Annotated in this window: 15 protein-coding genes; 8 read left to right on the forward strand and 7 right to left on the reverse strand. The window is 67.6% G+C overall.

What is annotated here, in order from left to right:
• The first annotated feature begins 45 nt into the window (after window positions 1-45).
• A complete protein-coding gene (locus AC3ITM_RS04250; RefSeq protein WP_489268668.1) occupies window positions 46-558 on the forward strand; it encodes a hypothetical protein in 513 nt (170 codons plus the stop codon).
• 76 nt (window positions 559-634) lie between these two features.
• On the forward strand, window positions 635-1696 hold the full coding sequence (locus AC3ITM_RS04255; protein WP_489268670.1) for a suppressor of fused domain protein: 1062 nt from the start codon (window positions 635-637) through the stop codon (window positions 1694-1696).
• 63 nt (window positions 1697-1759) lie between these two features.
• Here AC3ITM_RS04255 and AC3ITM_RS04260 read toward each other — a convergent pair whose 3' ends face one another.
• The 5 genes from AC3ITM_RS04260 to AC3ITM_RS04280 form a co-directional block, all read right to left on the reverse strand.
• Window positions 1760-2371 carry a glutathione S-transferase N-terminal domain-containing protein gene (locus tag AC3ITM_RS04260; protein WP_489268671.1) on the reverse strand — a complete coding sequence of 204 codons (612 nt, stop codon included), beginning with the start codon at window positions 2369-2371 and terminating at the stop codon, window positions 1760-1762.
• Between the two features lie 89 nt (window positions 2372-2460).
• Window positions 2461-2919, reverse strand: a complete 459-nt coding sequence (locus tag AC3ITM_RS04265; protein ID WP_346488737.1) for a cell wall hydrolase — start codon at window positions 2917-2919, stop codon at window positions 2461-2463.
• A 290-nt stretch (window positions 2920-3209) separates the two neighbouring features.
• Complete coding sequence (locus AC3ITM_RS04270; protein ID WP_489268673.1) at window positions 3210-5243, reverse strand: 2,4-dienoyl-CoA reductase FMN-binding domain-containing protein; 2034 nt, start codon at window positions 5241-5243, stop codon at window positions 3210-3212.
• 383 nt (window positions 5244-5626) lie between these two features.
• Complete coding sequence (yczE, locus tag AC3ITM_RS04275; protein WP_228886417.1) at window positions 5627-6238, reverse strand: membrane protein YczE; 612 nt, start codon at window positions 6236-6238, stop codon at window positions 5627-5629.
• 231 nt (window positions 6239-6469) lie between these two features.
• The gene (locus AC3ITM_RS04280; protein ID WP_489268675.1) at window positions 6470-7495 is read right to left on the reverse strand and encodes a zinc-binding alcohol dehydrogenase family protein; all 1026 of its coding nucleotides are present in this window, start codon (window positions 7493-7495) and stop codon (window positions 6470-6472) included.
• A gap of 369 nt (window positions 7496-7864) precedes the next feature.
• Here AC3ITM_RS04280 and AC3ITM_RS04285 point away from each other — a divergent pair, with 369 nt between their 5' ends.
• From AC3ITM_RS04285 to AC3ITM_RS04300, 4 genes are all read left to right on the forward strand, one after another.
• Window positions 7865-8953, forward strand: a complete 1089-nt coding sequence (locus AC3ITM_RS04285; RefSeq protein ID WP_489268677.1) for an OmpA family protein — start codon at window positions 7865-7867, stop codon at window positions 8951-8953.
• A gap of 552 nt (window positions 8954-9505) precedes the next feature.
• Window positions 9506-10015 (forward strand): hypothetical protein, encoded by a 510-nt coding sequence (locus tag AC3ITM_RS04290; RefSeq protein ID WP_228886420.1) that lies wholly within the window; start codon window positions 9506-9508, stop codon window positions 10013-10015.
• Window positions 10016-10035: 20 nt separating this feature from the next.
• Window positions 10036-10869, forward strand: a complete 834-nt coding sequence (locus tag AC3ITM_RS04295) for a pseudouridine synthase (protein WP_489268679.1) — start codon at window positions 10036-10038, stop codon at window positions 10867-10869.
• 89 nt (window positions 10870-10958) lie between these two features.
• Window positions 10959-11297 (forward strand): hypothetical protein, encoded by a 339-nt coding sequence (locus tag AC3ITM_RS04300; protein ID WP_489268681.1) that lies wholly within the window; start codon window positions 10959-10961, stop codon window positions 11295-11297.
• A 59-nt stretch (window positions 11298-11356) separates the two neighbouring features.
• Here the strand turns inward: AC3ITM_RS04300 and kbl are convergent, their stop codons facing one another.
• The gene (gene kbl, locus AC3ITM_RS04305) at window positions 11357-12568 is read right to left on the reverse strand and encodes a glycine C-acetyltransferase (RefSeq protein WP_489268683.1); all 1212 of its coding nucleotides are present in this window, start codon (window positions 12566-12568) and stop codon (window positions 11357-11359) included.
• Between the two features lie 191 nt (window positions 12569-12759).
• Between kbl and AC3ITM_RS04310 the strand changes: the two genes are divergently transcribed.
• Window positions 12760-13461 (forward strand): TorF family putative porin, encoded by a 702-nt coding sequence (locus AC3ITM_RS04310; protein ID WP_489268685.1) that lies wholly within the window; start codon window positions 12760-12762, stop codon window positions 13459-13461.
• Between the two features lie 198 nt (window positions 13462-13659).
• Here the strand turns inward: AC3ITM_RS04310 and tdh are convergent, their stop codons facing one another.
• On the reverse strand, window positions 13660-14682 hold the full coding sequence (gene tdh / locus AC3ITM_RS04315; RefSeq protein WP_489270023.1) for an L-threonine 3-dehydrogenase: 1023 nt from the start codon (window positions 14680-14682) through the stop codon (window positions 13660-13662).
• Window positions 14683-15031: 349 nt separating this feature from the next.
• Between tdh and AC3ITM_RS04320 the strand changes: the two genes are divergently transcribed.
• Window positions 15032-17194: a S46 family peptidase gene (locus AC3ITM_RS04320; protein WP_489268687.1), complete on the forward strand. Its 2163-nt coding sequence runs from the start codon at window positions 15032-15034 to the stop codon at window positions 17192-17194.
• Window positions 17195-17448: the final 254 nt, after the last annotated feature.

Genomic DNA, 17448 nt, shown 5'->3' on the forward strand with positions numbered 1-17448 from the left:
TGCCGCTGCCGCGTGTGGCAAGGCACCAGGTGACAGGGGGAACACATGGCCTACATCCATGCCAAGACGGCCGCTGGCCGTCAGGAAATCGAAGACCGCGCGCGGCGGCTGCCGCCGGCATTGCGCTCCATTCTGCTGATGGTCGATGGTCAGCGCGATGACGATGCGTTGACTGCATTGTTGCCGGGCCTGCGCGCGCCCGACGACGCGTTGGCGCAGTTGGCGCAGATGGGCCTGATCGAGGTCGTCGGCGGGGCGGTGGCGCCGCCGGCGGCACGCGCGCTGACCGCCGGCCGCGAGCAGGACCCGGAGTTGTACAAGCAGCTGTACGACTGGATGAGTGAATCGGTGCGCAGGCACCTGGGCCTGAAAGGCTATTTCCTGCAGTTGAAGATCGAGCGCTGCACCGATGCCGGCGCACTGGAGAAGCTGTGGCCGGACATGGCCGCGGCGGTGTCCAAGGCGCGGAGCCCGGCATTGGCCAGCCGCTGGCTCAGCGATACCCATGCGCTGTTGGCGGTACAAGCGCCGCCGCAGCCTGTTGCCGTGCCCGGCTGAGCGGGTACGACGCCGGCTGGCCGGATCCGGCCGGCGGGGTTACCTTGCCCGCCTACGCAGGCCAGGAACCGCACCGATGGACAACACACCGAGCAGCAATACCGGCACGCCGGGCTGGGATGCCCTCAATGCGGCGTTGGGCGCGCTGTACCCGGGGCAGGCGCCGAAGCACTTCGGTACCGCCGTCTCCCACACGCTGGGCGGGCAGGATCCGCTGGACGGCATCAGCGTGTACTGGGCGACGTCGCCGCGCCCGCACTGGCATTACGTCAGCTACGGCTTTTCGGAGCTGTACGACAAGCAGAGCGATGACCCGGCCGACAGTGGCTACGGCTTCGAGCTGACCTTCCGCGTGGCCGCCGCACCGGGGCAGGGCGCCGACGACGCGCCGCCGGTGTGGCCGATGCACCTGCTGCAGAACCTGGCGCGCTATGTGTTCGGCACCGGCAACGTGCTGGAGGCCGGCCATCACCTGGATGCCAACGGCCCGATCGCGCTGGATACCGCCACCGTGCTGTGCCACCTGGCGCTGGTCGAGGACCCGCAGCTGCCCGCGCGCGACACCGCCAACGGCCGGGTGCGCTTCCTGCAGGTGGTGGGTCTGGGCGAGCAGGAGATGGCCGCGGTGCGGCGCTGGTCCACGCAGGGCGTGCTGGCGGTGCTGGAACCGGCCATGCCGCTGTGGATCACCGACCTGGGGCGCGGCTGCCTGCTGGATGATCCGGCACTGGCCGCGCAGGTGGAGGCCGGCAGTGCCCGCGAGGGCTCCACCACCGGCACCCTGTTCGTCGAGACGCTGGGCTGGGAGCAGGACGGGGACGTGGTCGAGCTGGTGCTGGGGGCCGGGCAGGTGCCGGGGCTGCTGGAGCTGCTGCCGCTGCGCCTGGGCCACGGGCGCACGCTGATCCTGATGGACCGCGAGCGCGCCTGGCGCTTCGAGGCGGGCGCGGTAGACGCGGTGCAGGCCGGGCCGGAGCAGGCGCACTGCACGCTGGCGCCGGCCAGTCTGCGCGCGCTGCTGGACCATCTGCACGCCCGGCGCGGCGTGTATCCGCTGCCCGGCGGCAGGCTGCGGGTGCGGGTTGTACCGACCGAGCTGCGCGATGCCCAGGGCCAGGTCATCCGCACCCTGGGTTGAAACGCACAACGCCCGGCGATGCCGGGCGTTGTCCTTATATATGCCTGGGCGGTGCCGGGCAGCTCAGCTGAGCCCTTCTGCCTGCAGCGCCGCCTGTACGCCCGGGTCGGCTTCCAGGCGCTGCCGGTACGCGGCCAGGTTGTCCAGGCCGCCGAGGTCGACCTTGGCGCCGGCCGCCCAGCGCAGGGTGATGTAGAAGTATGGGTCGGCGAAGCTGCGGAAGCCGGCCAGCCACTGGCGGCCTTCCAGCTGCGCATTGGCGCGTTCGAACAGCCCGCGCAGGCGGGCGTGCGCGGCGGCGCGGATGGCGGCGTGCTGGCTGGCATCGCCGATGAACTTGCTTGGCGAGAACAGCGGCGAGAACGCCGGGTGCAGGTCCGAGTTGACGAAGGACAGCCAACGGGTGGCTTCGGCACGCTGGCGGGCACTGCCGTCACCGGCCAGGCCGGCCTGCGGGTAGGTGTCGGCGATGTAGCCCATGATGGCCGCGTTCTGGGTCAGGGTGAAATCGCCGTCGACCACCGCCGGCACCGAGCCGGCGGGGTTGATCGCCAGGAACGCCGGCGCCTTCAGGGTGTCCTTGTCGAGCAGTTCCACCTCGAACGGCTGGCCGGTCCACTGCAGGGCGATGTGGTCGGCGGTGGAGCAGGCTCCGGGCTTGCTGTACAGCTTCATGGGAACTCCGTTGCGGATCGATGGAAGGCCAGCCGCCCACTATTCCAGAGCGGGCCCCGCATCCTCAACGGTATGGCCGTAACAGACCGTTACGACGCGCGCGGCTTGAGTTTCTGCACGCGATAGAAGGTGTGGTCGCCGATGGTGGCCACCTGGTAGGCATTGCGCCAGCTCGGGTTGGCGATGGCCAGCGCGGCGAAGTGGCTGGCGCCGGGCACGATTTCCTTGCGCTCGCCGGCCGGCAGGGCCCAGTTGCGCTCGGCATCGAAGGCCACGGTCATCGCTTCCTGCCAGGCGTCGGCATTGCCCAGCTGGGTGCCGGGGGCGACGATGGTCGGGGCGAACTGCTTGCGCGCGGTGACCACCTTGCACATCGAATCGCCCCACAGCCCGCTGTCCAGGCGGCGCAGGGCCACCTCGGCGACGGCTTGCTGGCCGCGCAGGGTCTGGTCACGCGCTTCGAGGTAGACCGTAGTGCTCAGGCACAACGAATCGGCGGCAGGCTGCGGCAACAACTGTGACAGCCAGAGAATCCAGGCCAGTTTCATAAATCTCCTTGCTCCGTATGGGCCGCACCTGGCTGTCCATCCGATCATGCGGACGGGGCGAGGGTACGACTTGGCGTCATGGGGAGGCGGCCATCGGGGCCGCCCGTGGGCGGACCCGAACTGAAGATGGGGTCCGCGCGCTCACTCGAACTGGGTGGTGAGCGGGAAAGTTGGCGCACGATAGGGGGCCATTTCCCAATGCATCCTGAATCTGAAGGCTTGACATTCAGGTTCGGGACGGGGCCGGGAACGCGGTTCCCGGCCCGTATTCAGGTCGGTATCGACCTGTTTCAGAATCTGGCGGCGAGGTGGCTGCCCTGGTGGATGGCGCGCTTGGCATCCAGCTCGGCGGCCACGTCGGCACCGCCGATCAGGTGCGCGTTGATGCCGGCGGCCTGCAGCGCGGCGTGCAGGTCGCGGCGCGGTTCCTGGCCGGCGCAGACCACCACGTGGCTGACCGCCAGGGTCTGTTCCTGGCCGTCGATGCGGATGCGCAGGCCGGCATCATCCACGCCCAGGTACTCCACCCCGCCCAGCATTTTCACGCCCTTGGCCTTGAGCGTGGCGCGGTGGATCCAGCCGGTGGTCTTGCCCAGCCGGGCACCGGGCTTGCCCGGGCTGCGCTGCAGCAGCCAGACCTGGCGCGCGGGTGCTTCCGGGGCCGCCCTGGTCAGTGCGCCACGGCCTTCGAAGGTGGCATCCACGCCCCATTCGGCCATCCAGCGCGCCGGGTCCAGCGACGGCGAGGGGCCGTCGTGGACCAGGAACTCGCCTACGTCGAAGCCGATGCCGCCGGCGCCGATGATGGCGACCTGGTCGCCGACCTGCACCCGGCCCAGCAGCACGTCCAGGTAGCTGACCACCTTGGCGTGGTCCGCACCCGGGAAATCGACCCGGCGGGGGGTGATGCCGGTGGCCACCACCACCTCGTCGAACCCGGCCAGGCTGGCCACGTCGGCCACCGTGTCCAGCCGCACCTCCACGCCGGTCTGCGCCAGCAGGTGGCCGAAGTAGCGCAGGGTCTCGTGGAACTCCTCCTTGCCGGGGATGCGCTTGGCCACGTTGAACTGGCCGCCGATCTCGCTGCCGGCGTCGAACAGGGTGACCTGGTGGCCGCGCTGCGCGGCGACGGTGGCGCAGGCCAGCCCGGCCGGGCCGGCACCGACCACCGCCACGCGCTTGGCCAGCGTCGCCGGGCGGTAGACCAGTTCGGTCTCGTGCACGGCGCGCGGGTTGACCAGGCAGCTGGCGGTCTTGTTCTCGAACACATGGTCCAGGCAGGCCTGGTTGCAGGCGATGCAGGTGTTGATCGCTTCGGGGCGGCCGGCGCGCGCCTTGTTGGCCCACTCCGGGTCGGCCAGCAGCGGCCGCGCCAGCGACACCATGTCCGCGCCACCGCCGGCCAGGATGCGTTCGGCCACGTCGGGCATGTTGATCCGGTTGGTGGCGATCACCGGCACCTGGACGTGTGGCTTGAGCTTGGCGGTGACCCCGGCAAAGGCCGCGCGTGGCACCGAGGTGGCGATGGTGGGGATGCGTGCTTCATGCCAGCCGATGCCGGAGTTGATCAGCGTGGCGCCGGCAGCTTCGATCGCCTTGGCCTGCTGCACGATTTCCTCCCAGTTGCTGCCGTCCTCGACCAGGTCCACCAGCGACAGCCGGTAGATGATGATGTAATCCGGGCCGCAGGCCTCGCGGATGCGGCGCACGATCTCCACCGCAAAGCGCATCCGCTGGGCCGCGTCGCCGCCCCAGCGATCGGTGCGCTTGTTGCTGCGCGGGGCGATGAATTCGTTGATCAGATAACCTTCCGAGCCCATCACCTCGACGCCGTCATAGCCGGCTTCGCGCGCCAGCCGCGCGCTGCGCGCGTAATCGGCGATATGCCGTTCGACGCCGCTGGCCGACAGCGCGCGCGGGGTGAACGGGTTGATCGGTGCCTTCAGTCTGGACGGGGCCACCGACAGGGGGTGGTAGGCATAGCGGCCGGCGTGCAGCAGCTGCAGGCAGATCTTGCCGCCGTTGTCGTGTACCGCGGCGGTCAGCTGGCGGTGCGGGCGCACTTCCCAGGGCCAGGACAGCTTGCCGCCGAACGGCTTGAGCCAGCCGACCACGTTCGGCGCGAAACCGCCGGTGACGATCAGCCCGACCCCGCCGGCGGCGCGCTCGGCGAAATAGGCGGCCAGCCGTGGGAAATCGCGGGCGCGGTCTTCCAGCCCGGTATGCATCGAGCCCATCAGGATGCGGTTGCGCAGCTGGGTGAAGCCCAGGTCCAGCGGCGTGAACAGATGGGGATAGGCGGTGGATTCGGCGGCTGGCGACATGTCGATACGCTTGCGTACGGAAGCGTGAAGCGTGCCGCGAAATGGTCCTGACAGCAAGGACCATTTCGCGGCACGCTTCACGCTTGCCCAAGGTTTGCTGCGCAAACCTCGGGCCCCGGGGCATGCCACCAGACCCCCGCCGCTTCGCGGCGCGCCCCCTGACTCAGGGGGCTCCTTTCTCCAGATGGATTGCGGTAGGTAGCGACCGTTGGTCGCTACGCCCGGTAGTGCCGGTCGCTGGCCGGCTCCTCGTGTCGCCGGCAATGTGCAGAGCCGGCCAGCGGCCGGCACTACCAGGTGGTGATGGATTCCGGAGGAGCCGGCCAGCGGCCGGCACTACCTGGGTGGTGATGGGTTCCGGAGGAGCCGGCCAGCGGCCGGCATTACCGGGTGGCGGTTGCGGGTGCGGCTTTGCCGATTCCGAACAGGGGCAGGGTGACCCCGCACAGCGGGCCGATCAGCAGCGCGAAGGCGAGGGTGCCGACGCCGACGTTGCCGCCCAGCCACCAGCCGACCAGCAGCACGCTGCCTTCGATCAGGCTGCGCACGATCCAGATCGGCCAGCCGCTGCGGGCATGCAGGCCGGTCATCAGGCCGTCGCGCGGGCCGGGGCCGAAGCGTGCGCCGATATACAGGCCGGTGGCCAGCGCCACCAGCAGCAGGCCGCACACGAACATCGGCACCTGCAGCAGCAGGCCGTGCACTTCCGGCAGCACCCACAGGCCCAGCTGCGCGCTGGGGCCGATCAGCATCACGTTGAGCACCGTGCCCAGCCCGGGTTTCTGCCGGATCGGCCACCACAGCAGCAGCACCAGCGCGCCGATCACATTGGTGGCCACCCCGAACGACAACGGCGTGTGCAGGGCGATGCCCTGCGACAGCACGTCCCACGGCGCCACCCCGATCGCGGCGCGGATCATCACCGCCGCGCCGATCCCGTACAGGAACAGGCCAAGCAACAGTTGCAGCAGACGCAGGGGCAGCGAGGTGGGCATGACGGTGTCACCGGGAGGGCGCTTGAATGTAGGGCGCGGCACGACATGCCGACAGATACAGATGGACGCCAATCCACGCCCACACATCGGCGCCGGTTACGTGAGTGCTCGGGCGCAGGTACCTACCAGCGGTCGGTACCTGCAGGCCAGGTACCGACCGGGCGTAGGTTTGCCGGCCAGGTAGCGCCGCGGCAGGTATCGACCGTTGGCCGATACGGCGCGCCCGCCGGCTCATTCCCAGCCGGACAGCACCAGCTTGCCGATCACCCCGCCGGCTTCCAGCCGGCGGTGGGCCTCGCGCAGGTTGGCTGCGTTGATCGGGCCCAGGTGGGTGTGCGCGGTGCTGCGCAGTTCACCGGCATCGACCAGGCTGGCGGCGCGGTTGAGGATGCGGTGCTGCTCGACCATGTCGGCAGTGCCGAAGCGCGCCCGGGCGAACATGAATTCCCAGTGGATGCCGATGCACTTGGCCTTGTACGGATCGCCGATGCGCAGCGGGCCGCGGGGCTCGACGATCAGCCCGAGGTGGCCCTGCGGGGCCAGCAGTTCGCCGAGCACGTCCCAGTAGTGGTCGGTGTCGGCCAGGTTCAGCGCCACCTGCACTTCGCTGATGCCCAGCGCCTGCAGCTGCGGCGGCAGCGGTTGGCGGTGGTCGATGACATGGTCGGCGCCCAGCTGCCGGCACCACTGCGCCGAGGCCTCGCGCGAGGCGGTGGCGACCACGCTGAAGCCGGCATGCCGGGCCAGCTGGATGGCGATCGAGCCCACCCCGCCGGCGCCGCCGATCACCAGCAGGGTCTGCCCGGCATGGCGGCGATCGTCGAACTGCAGCGGCATGCGCTGGAACAGCAGCTCCCAGGCGGTCAGGGTAGTCAGCGGCAGGGCGGCGGCGTCGGCGAAATCCAGGGTGGCCGGTTTGCGCCCGACCAGCCGCGCGTCCACGTGCTGCCATTGCGCGTTGCAGCCGGGGCGGGTGACGTCGCCGGCGTAGTAGACCTCGTCGCCGGGGGCGAAGGCAGTGACCTGCGGACCCACCGCTTCGACGATGCCGGCCGCGTCATAGCCAAGGATCCGCGGCGGTTGCGCCTGCTGGTCGCGCGGAGCCCGCAGCTTGGTGTCCACCGGGTTGACCGAGATGGCCTGGACGCGGACCAGAAGGTCCGCCCCGGTTGGCGGACCGGGTTCGGGCAGGACCAGGTCGAGCAGGCTGTCGGGGTCGTCGATCGGCAGGTAGTGCGTCAGTCCCACGGCTTTCATGGCAGCTCCGGCGGAGGGGAGGGCTTCATCATACGGCTGCTGACAAAGCTGTTTCTGCGCTGAATCAAATGCCGGGCGGCGATTGGCACCGAATACGGCAGTGCACCGCTGAAAACCCGGGAGAAATGGCAAAACCCTTGTCATTGCTGGGTCTTGCGGAATTTCATCAACCTGTATAGGGTGCCACCAGCTGGACCGGGTAGAGGTCTGGCGGTCGTCTTCACATGTTACGGGACTGTTAACATCACCTTCACTCGCCTGAGCATAATGTTCGCGGCGGTGGCGTGCTGAATCGGCAGTCTGAAAACGACGCAGGTGCTGGCCCATGCCTCTACCGGTTTCATACCCCCGAAATAGGAGCTGTACTCAATGAACAAGAAGATCCTTACTGCCGCGCTGCTGGGCGGTCTGGCTTTCGCCCAGGCTGCATCGGCGCAGGATTTTGACGACCGCTGGTACCTGACCGGTTCGGCCGGCTTCAACTTCCAGGATAGCGACCGTCTGACCAACGACGCTCCGTTCGTTACCCTGGGCCTCGGTAAGTTCATCAGCCCCAACTGGTCGCTGGACGGCGAGCTGAACTACCAGAACCCGAACTTCGATGCCAACCAGGATCTGAACTGGAGCCAGTACGGCGTCTCGGTCGACCTGCGTCGCCACTTCATCTCCGAAGGCCGTGGCTGGAACCCGTACGTGCTGATGGGTCTGGGCTACCAGAAGTCGGAAGAAGAGTCCGTCTTCAACGCAGCTGGCCCGCGTGACCGCAAGGACGGCAACCTCGCCGCCAAGGTCGGCGTCGGCCTGCAGACCACCTTCGAAAAGCGCGTTGCTGTCCGCGCCGAAGTGGCCTACCGCGCTGACTTCGACGACCAGAGCGTCGCTGCACCGGACGAAAGCTGGTTCGGCGACGTGCTGGCTTCGGTCGGCGTCGTGATCCCGCTGGGCCCGGCTCCGACCGCTGCCACCGTTGCTCCGGCTCCGGTTGCACCGGGCTGCGCCGACCTGGATGACGACGGTGACGGCGTCAACAACTGCGACGACAAGTGCCCGGATTCGCAGCCGGGTCAGACCATCGGTCCGGACGGTTGCCCGGTGCCGGTCTCGATCGATCTGAAGGGCGTGAACTTCGACTTCGACAAGGCTACCCTGCGTCCGGACGCTGTTGCGATCCTGAGCGAAGCCACCGAGATCCTGAAGCGTTACCCGGATCTGCGCGTTGAAGTTGCCGGTCACACCGACTCGAAGGGTACCGACGCTTACAACCAGAAGCTGTCCGAGCGTCGTGCCACCACCGTGTATGACTACCTGACCAAGAACGGCGTGTCCGCTTCGCGTCTGGTGGGCCCGATCGGCTACGGCGAGAGCCGTCCGATTGCGCCGAACACCAACCCGGATGGTTCGGACAACCCGGAAGGTCGTGCAAAGAACCGTCGTACCGAGCTGAACGTCCAGAACTAATCCTTCTGGTTGTACAGCCTCAGAAGAGGGCCCGGCATTGCCGGGCCCTTTTTTTTTGGTTCTTCGCCCATCTCCGGGGCTGCCGTCCAAACATTGTCGTAGGGGCAAGTAGTGCCGGCCGCTGGCCGGAATGCCTCTTGGTGCCGCGCTGCCCGAACGTGGCTCGGACCTGCCTTCTCTTCTGTGAGCGACAGCCATGTGAGAAGGGTTGGCGCGGGTGGGTTGGCGGGACTGTCGAAAACATGGATGTTTTCGCCAAGCCCCCAGGGAGGGGTTCACGGCGTGTCCCGCCAACCCACCCGCGCCAGCCCAATCAGCGCAAACGTGGGTAGCGGCCTTTGATCTGAGTCTGCAGTTCGCAGCTGACCCCGCAATCGGGGAAGAGCCTTGCGTGGATCCACCGTGGGCGCCAAGGTCCTTGGTTCGGCTCTGCTAGGCAACTAAAAATCAACAATAAATCCAACAAGTTGCCGTATTCATTGAATGTGGGATCTTGAAAGCCGTTGTGGCACTGTTAAACTCGCCGCGTCACCCTATCCCTGGATGCATCCCATGCTGCGTATTGCACTGGCCGCCACGCTTGGCCTGGCCCTGGTTCCCACCGCCTACGCAGCCGTGGATTGCTCGGCCCACGCCATCAGCGCCGCGCCGCTGCCGTTGCCGGCCACCGCGATCGCGCCGGTGGCCGAAGAGCTGTACATCCGCAACGTGCAGCTGGGCATGCCGGCCGGTGTGCTCACCTCCAATTTCGATCAGCAGCAGTCGCTGGACCGCGTGCTGCAGCGCCTGCGCATCGATGGCTGCCAGAACATCGCCAAGGCGATGCCCGGCGCCCCGGCGATCAAACCCAACGATCCGGCCGCCTACAAGCCGGCGACCGAGTTCGACAACACGCCGTGGCGCTTTGACATGAGCCAGAACGGCAAGCGCATGACCGCCGAGGAATTCGACGCCTGGATGAAGGCGCGCGGCGTGCGCGTGGTCAAGGCGCGTCCGGTTCCGGCCGCTGCGCCTGCCGCCGCTGAAGCACCGGCGGCGACCAAGCCGGGCGAGAAGAAGTAGGCCGCCGCGCGCGGAGCCCGATGAGTTCACGCCGGCCCCCTGCCGCGCCTGCCGCCCGACCACGCCGCCCGCAGCGGCGTGCGGCAGCGGCAAGTACCACCACCGGCGATGGCGCCCCGCGCCACGGCCTGGCCCGGGTGTTGTCCAAGGCCGGGTTGTGTTCGCGCACCGAGGCCGCGCGCTGGGTCGCCGAGGGCCGGGTGACGGTCGATGGCCGGGTCATCAACAACCCCGAATTCCCGATCGTCGAGGGGCGCCACCAGGTGCGCGTCGACGGCCGGCCGCTGGACGCGCCGCGGCGCATCCACCTGATGCTCAACAAGCCGCGCGGGCTGCTGACCACCGCCCAGGACGAGCAGGGCCGCGACACCGTCTACCGCTGCCTGGATGGCGCCGGGCTGCCTTGGCTGGCGCCGGTAGGGCGCCTGGACAAGGCCAGCGAAGGCCTGCTGTTGTTCAGCAACGACCCCGAATGGGCTGCGCGCCTGACCGACCCGGCCACCGGGCCGGACAAGACCTACCACGTGCAGATCGACGCCATTCCCGATGCCGCGCAGCTGCAGGCGTTGTGCACCGGCATCGATGACGACGGCCAGCACCTGCGTGCGCGCCGCGCGGTGCTGCTGCGCAGTGGCGGCAAGACCGCCTGGCTGGAAGTAGTGCTGGAGGAAGGGCGCAACCGGCACATCCGCCGCCTGCTGGCCGCCTTCGGCATCAACGTGCTGCGCCTGGTGCGCGTGGCCATCGGCGGTCTGCCGCTGGGCACGCTGGGCAAGGGCCAATGGCGCGCGCTGAGCCAAACCGATCTGGACCTGTTGTATGCCGCGGCCGATAGCGCCGTGGCGGCACCGTGACTTCGTGGTCTGCCCGCCGGGCAGGCCGACCGACCCGGGCAAAGGATGGCCTTGCACCCCACGTTCCATTGACTACCGGGAGTATCCCCATGTATGCCAACCTCACCCGTTCCCTGTTCCGCGGCGCCTGCCTGTTGTTGCCGGCCGCGCTGCTGACCGCCTGCGGTGGCCACAAACAGGCGTCCAGGACCCCGCCGGTGACCGACAAGGTAGTGGAAGTGAAGACCCCCGAGCTGGACGGGCGCGGCAGCTATCGATTCCTGATGAGCGATGGCGACAAGCGCATGAGCGCCGACGAGTTCGACGCCTGGATGAAGGCCAACGGCATCCGCGTGGCCAAGGGCAATGGACAGGACCGGGCGGCCGCCGCGCCGGTGGTGGTGGCCAGCAAGGAATCGGCCAAGGACAAGAAGAAAAAGAAGAAATAAAAAAACGCCGGGCATTGCCCGGCGCTGGATCGGGATGGCGGGCGGACGCCGCCGTTCCCTCAGCCCTTGATCACGCCCAGCTCCACGCCAATGCGGGTGAACGCATCGATGGCGCGGTCCAGATGCTGGCGGGTGTGCGCGGCGCTGATCTGGGTGCGGATGCGGGCCTGGCCCTTGGGCACCACCGGGAAGAAGAAACCGATCGCGTAGATGCCTTCTTCGAGCAGGCGTTCGGCGAACTTCTGCGCCAGCGGCGCGTCGTACAGCATCACCGGGCTGATCGGGTGCACGCCCGGCTTCACGTCGAAACCGGCGGCGGTCATCTTCTCGCGGAAGTAGGCGGTGTTCTGCGCCAGGGTGCTGCGCAGGTCATCGGCGGCGGCCAGCATCTCGAAGGCCTTGATGCCGGCGGCCACCACGTGCGGCGGCAGTGAGTTGGAGAACAGGTACGGACGCGAGCGCTGGCGCAGCAGTTCGACCACTTCGGCGCTGGCGCAGGTGAAGCCGCCGAGCGCGCCGCCCATGGCCTTGCCCAGGGTACCGGTGATGATGTCGATCTTCTCCAGCACGCCCTTGACCTCGGCCGAGCCGCGGCCGGTGGCGCCCAGGAAGCCGGTGGCATGGCATTCGTCGATGTGCACCAGCGCGTTGTACTTCTTCGCCAGCGCGGTGATCTCATCCAGCGGGGCGATGAAGCCGTCCATCGAGAACACGCCGTCGGTGGTGATCAGCTTGGTGCTGCAGCCGGCCGCATCAGCGGCCTGCAGCTGGGCTTCCAGGTCGGCCATGTCGCAGTTGGCGTAGCGGAAGCGCTTGGCCTTGCACAGGCGCACGCCGTCGATGATGGAGGCATGGTTGAGCGCATCGGAGATGATCGCGTCGTTCTCGCCCAGCAGCGGCTCGAACAGGCCGCCGTTGGCGTCGAAGCAGGCTGCGTACAGGATGGTGTCCTGCTTGCCGAAGAAGTCGGCGATCTGCTTTTCCAGCTGCTTGTGCAGGTCCTGGGTGCCGCAGATGAAGCGCACCGAGGCCATGCCGAAGCCGTGGCTGTCCAGCGCGTCCTTGGCGGCCTGGATCAGGTCGGGGTGGTCGGCCAGGCCCAGGTAATTGTTGGCGCAGAAGTTCAGCACCGTGCGGCCGTCGTCCAGGGTGATCTGCGCCGACTGCGGGCTGGTGATGATGCGTTCGGCCTTGAACAGGCCCTGGGCGCGGATCGCCTCCAGTTCTTCAACGTAGTGCCGGGTCAGCGGGGCGGTCGTGGCATCGGTCATGGCAGGCAGTCATCAGCGCGGAAACCACCGATTTTACCTGCCGCGGCCGTTCCTGGGGCCGTCGCCGGGCCGGTTGGCGGGCGCGGCCGGGGCGGGCAGGACACAGGGGATTGTTGCATCGCAATATCAATCAGGTTAAAAAAGTGTAAACCGCGACGTTCCGCCCACCCCACCGCCCCGGAGAGACCCGCATGAACCACGCCTCGCGCTGTACCGCCGCCGTTGTGCTCTGCGCCGCCCTGCTTGCCCCGTTCGCCGCCAGTGCCCAGGACGAGGCCGCCTCTCCCTTCAGCTGGAACGTCACCGGCGTGTCGGACTATGTGTTCCGCGGGGTCTCGCAGACCGCCGAGGACCCGACCGTGCAGGCCGCCTTCACCTATACCTCGCCGGTCGGCCTGTACGCCGGGGTGTGGGGCTCGGGCGTGGACTTCGGCGAGGGTGGCCCGGATGCGGAAGTCGATTACCTGATCGGCTACGCGTTCGACATCAACGAAAACGTCAACCTGGACCTGCTGTTCAACCGCTACACCTATCCCGGTTCCAGCGAGCTGGCCTACAACGAGTTCATCACCAAGACCACCTTCGCCAAGCAGTACAGCCTGACGGTGACCTACACCAACGACGTGTTCAATTCGGGCACCGATGCGTGGTACTACGCCGTGGGCGGGGAGTGGGCGCTGCCGCAGGAATTCAACCTGACCGCCAACGTCGGCCGCAGCACCTTCGAAGAAGGCATTTCCAAGGATTACACCGACTGGAACGTGGGCGTGAACCGCAGCTTCGGCATGGTCACCCTGGGCCTGGGCTACTACGGCACCGACGGCAACGGCCGCGACAACTCCGGCAAGCTGGCCGACAGCCGCGTGGTCTTCACCGTTGGGGTAGGGCAGTAGTACCGGCCGCTGGCCGGCTCCACGCACGGCCGGCATCCCACGAACTGGAAAAGGCGCCCACTGGGCGCCTTTTCAATGCTGGCCTCACACCGGAACCCTTGCTGGAGAACAGCCCCCTTGTTGTTCAAGGGGGCGCGCCAGCGGCGCGGGGATAAGGTGATATGAGCAATTGATCCTCTGTGCCGAAGGCACAGGGGATCAATTCCAGCTCAGCACCACCTTGCCGGCCTTGCCCTGTTCCATCAGGTCAAAGCCCTTCTGGAAATCATCGATCGGCAACTGGTGGGTGAGCACCTTGCCCAGCGGGAAGCCGGACAGCACCAGTTGGGTCATCTTGTACCAGGTCTCGTACATCTTGCGGCCGTAGATGCCCTGCACGGTCAGGCCCTTGAAGATGATCTTGTCCCAGTCGCAGCCGGCGCCCTTGGGCATGATGCCCAGCATCGCGATCTTGCCGCCGTGGTACATGCAGTCGAGCATGTCGTTGAACGCGCGCGGGTTGCCGCTCATTTCCAGGCCCACGTCGAAGCCCTCCATGTGCAGGTCCTTCATCACGTCCTTGAGCGAGGTGTTGGCCACGTTGACCACGCGGGTGGCGCCCATGTCGGCGGCCAGCTTCAGGCGGAAATCGTTGACGTCGGTGACCACCACGTTGCGCGCACCGATGTGCTTGCAGATGCCGGCAGCGATGATCCCGATCGGGCCGGCACCGGTGATCAGCACGTCTTCGCCGATCACGTTGAATTCCAGCGCGCAGTGCGCGGCGTTGCCGTAGGGATCGAAGAACGCGGCCAGCTCGGACGGGATCTGGTCGGGGATCGGCCACAGGTTGCTGGCCGGCATCACCATGTATTCGGCGAACGCGCCGTTGACGTTGACGCCGATGCCCACTGTGTTCGGGCACAGGTGCGGGCGGCCGCCACGGCAGTTGCGGCAATGGCCGCAGACGATATGGCCTTCGGCCGACACGCGCTGGCCGATTTCATAGCCGGTCACGCCCGGCCCGATCTGCGCGATGCGGCCGACGAACTCGTGGCCGATGGTCAGGCCCGGCTTGATGGTGCGTTGGCTCCACTCGTCCCACAGGTAGATATGCAGGTCAGTACCGCAGATGGCGGTTTTTTCCAGCTTGATCAGTACTTCATTGGGGCCGGGGGTGGGTACCGGAACCTCTTCCAGCCAGATGCCCTTGGCGGCTTCACGTTTGACCAGGGCCTTCATTGTCTGCTGCGCCATCGGGGTGGAACTCATCTGGGGGAAAGGGCGGATTATAGGGCTGTCGGCGGGTTTCCCATGTTGCAGCGCGGGTGGTTTGGAGCGGCGGCGCCTGCTTCTGGCGATCGAGGTGCCGGGCAGGCCGGTGCAGGACAGGCCGTAAACCCCGCTCCGCGGCCCGGCCCCGGCCTGCCCGGGACCTCCCGCCGGCTGTCCGTCCGTGCCCGCGGGAGGCGTAGAGCCGGGCTCTGCCCGGCTGGCACGTGCCGGCTGGGCAACCCCCATGACTTCCGGGCTTCGGGCCGGGGCAGGGGGCTGGGCTACACTCGGCGGTTCTTTCACCAGGGGCTGCTCAATGCGCTCGAACCTGCTCGCTTTCTCCGTCGTCGCCAGCCTTGGGCTGGTCCAGGTCGCCCATGCCGCTGAGGGCATGTGGGTGCCGCAGCAGCTGCCGGAGATTGCCGGGCCGCTCAAGCAGGCCGGCCTGAAGCTGTCCGCCGAGCAGATCTCCAACCTCACCGGCGACCCGATGGGCGCGGTGGTGGCGCTGGGCGGCTGCACGGCCAGCTTCGTGTCTCCGCAGGGGCTGGTGGTGACCAACCACCATTGCGCCTACGGTGCGATCCAGCTGAACTCGACCGCCGAGAAGAACCTGATCAAGGACGGCTTCAATGCGCCGAACCTGAAGGACGAACTGAGCGCCGGCCCGAACGCGCGCGTGTTCGTGCTCGACCAGATCACCGACGTGACCGCGCAGGCCAAGGCCGCCATCGCCGCTGCCGGCAAGGACCCGCTGGCCCGCACCCGCGCGCTGGAGGCGTTCGACAAGGCCCAGACCGCCGCGTGTGAAGCCGATGCCGGGTTCCGCTGCCGTCTCTTCAGTTTCTCCGGTGGCAACACCTACCGCCTGTTCCGCAACATGGAAATCAAGGACGTGCGCCTGGTCTATGCGCCCCCGGGCAGCGTCGGCAAGTTCGGCGGTGACGTCGACAACTGGATGTGGCCGCGCCACACCGGCGATTTCTCGTTCTACCGCGCCTACGTGGGCAAGGACGGCAAGCCGGCGGCGTTCGCGGCCGACAACGTGCCCTACCAGCCCAAGCACTTCCTGAAGTTCGCCGACCAGCCGCTGGGTGCCGACGACTTCGTGATGGTGGCCGGCTACCCGGGCCGCACCAACCGCTATGCGCTGGCCGGTGAGTTCAACGAAACCGCGGGCTGGACCTATCCGACCATCGCCCAGCACTACAACGCGGTGCTGAAGATGATCGACGAGGCCGGCAAGGCCGATGCCGACATCAAGGTGAAGTACGCCGCCACCGCGGCCAGCATGAACAACGTGGCCAAGAACTACGTCGGCCAGCTGGAAGGCTTCAAGCGCATCGACGCGGCCGGCCAGAAGAAGGCCGAAGAAGCCGCCGTGCTGGCCTGGCTGAAGCAGCAGGGCGCGGCAGGCAAGCCGGCGCTGGCCGCGCACGCGCAGCTGATCAAGCACCTGGATACCAGCAAGGCCACGCGCGAGCGCGACCTGTTCGTGAGCCAGTTCAACAGCACCTCGGCGGTGGGTGCGGCCATTTCGCTGTATCGCCTGTCGATCGAGCGCGCCAAGCCGGATGCCGAGCGCGAAGCGGGCTTCCAGGAGCGCGACCTGACCACCATCGAAGGCGGCCTGAAGCAGATGGATCGCCGCTACGTGGCGAAGATGGATCAGCAGCTGCAGACCTACTGGCTGGGCCAGTACGTCGCCCTGCCGGCCGATCAGCGCAGCAACGAAGTGCTCAACACGTGGCTGGCCGGCAGTGATGCCGCTGCGGTCAAGGGACTGGTGGCCAAGCTGGGCGGCACCGAACTGGGCAGCCTGGACAAGCGCCTGGCCTGGTTCAAGGCCGACCGCGCCGCCTTCGAGGCCAGCACCGATCCGGCCATCCAGTACGCCGTGGCGGCGATGCCGTCGCTGCTCAAGCAGGAAGAGCAGAAGAAGATCCGCGAAGGCGAATCGCTGACCGCCCGTCCGCTGTACCTGCAGGCCGTGGCCGACTACAAGAAGAGCAAGGGCGGCTTCGTCTACCCCGATGCCAACCTGTCGCTGCGCATTACCTTCGGCAACGTGATGGGCTATGGCAAGGACGGCGTGAACTACACCCCGTTCACCACTCTGGAAGGCGTGGCCGCCAAGGAAACCGGCGTGGATCCGTTCGACTCGCCCAAGGCGCTGCTGGATGCGGTCAAGGCCAAGCGCTACGGCGGCCTGGAAGACAAGCGGATCGGCTCGGTGCCGGTCAACTTCCTGTCCAACCTGGACATCACCGGCGGCAACTCCGGCTCGCCGGTGCTGGACGCGCACGGCAAGCTGGTGGGCCTGGCCTTCGATGGCAACTGGGAATCGGTCAGCTCCAACTGGGTGTTCGACCCGGTGATGACCCGCATGATTTCGGTCGACAGCCGCTACATGCAGTGGATCATGCAGGAAGTGGCGCCGGCGCCGCAGCTGCTCAAAGAGCTGAACCTGGTGAAGTAAGACCCCAACCCCGCGGTGAAAGCCGCGGGGTTGTTCGTTGGGCCCCGGCATGCCACGCGTACCGGCCAATGGCCGGTGCCTGCCGGCAGGCACCGGGTAGATGCCGACCGTTGGCCGGCATGCAGGCGGTGCAGGGCTGCCTGCGGCCGGCACCACCGTGGCAGGCACCCGGCCGGTCCGGTCGGGGTATCATGCGTGTCCCCTCGCTCATTCACATCATGTGAACGATTGCGACAGCCCTTCCTCCCCCAAGG

This window comes from Stenotrophomonas sp. KH_029 (genome assembly GCF_057839765.1).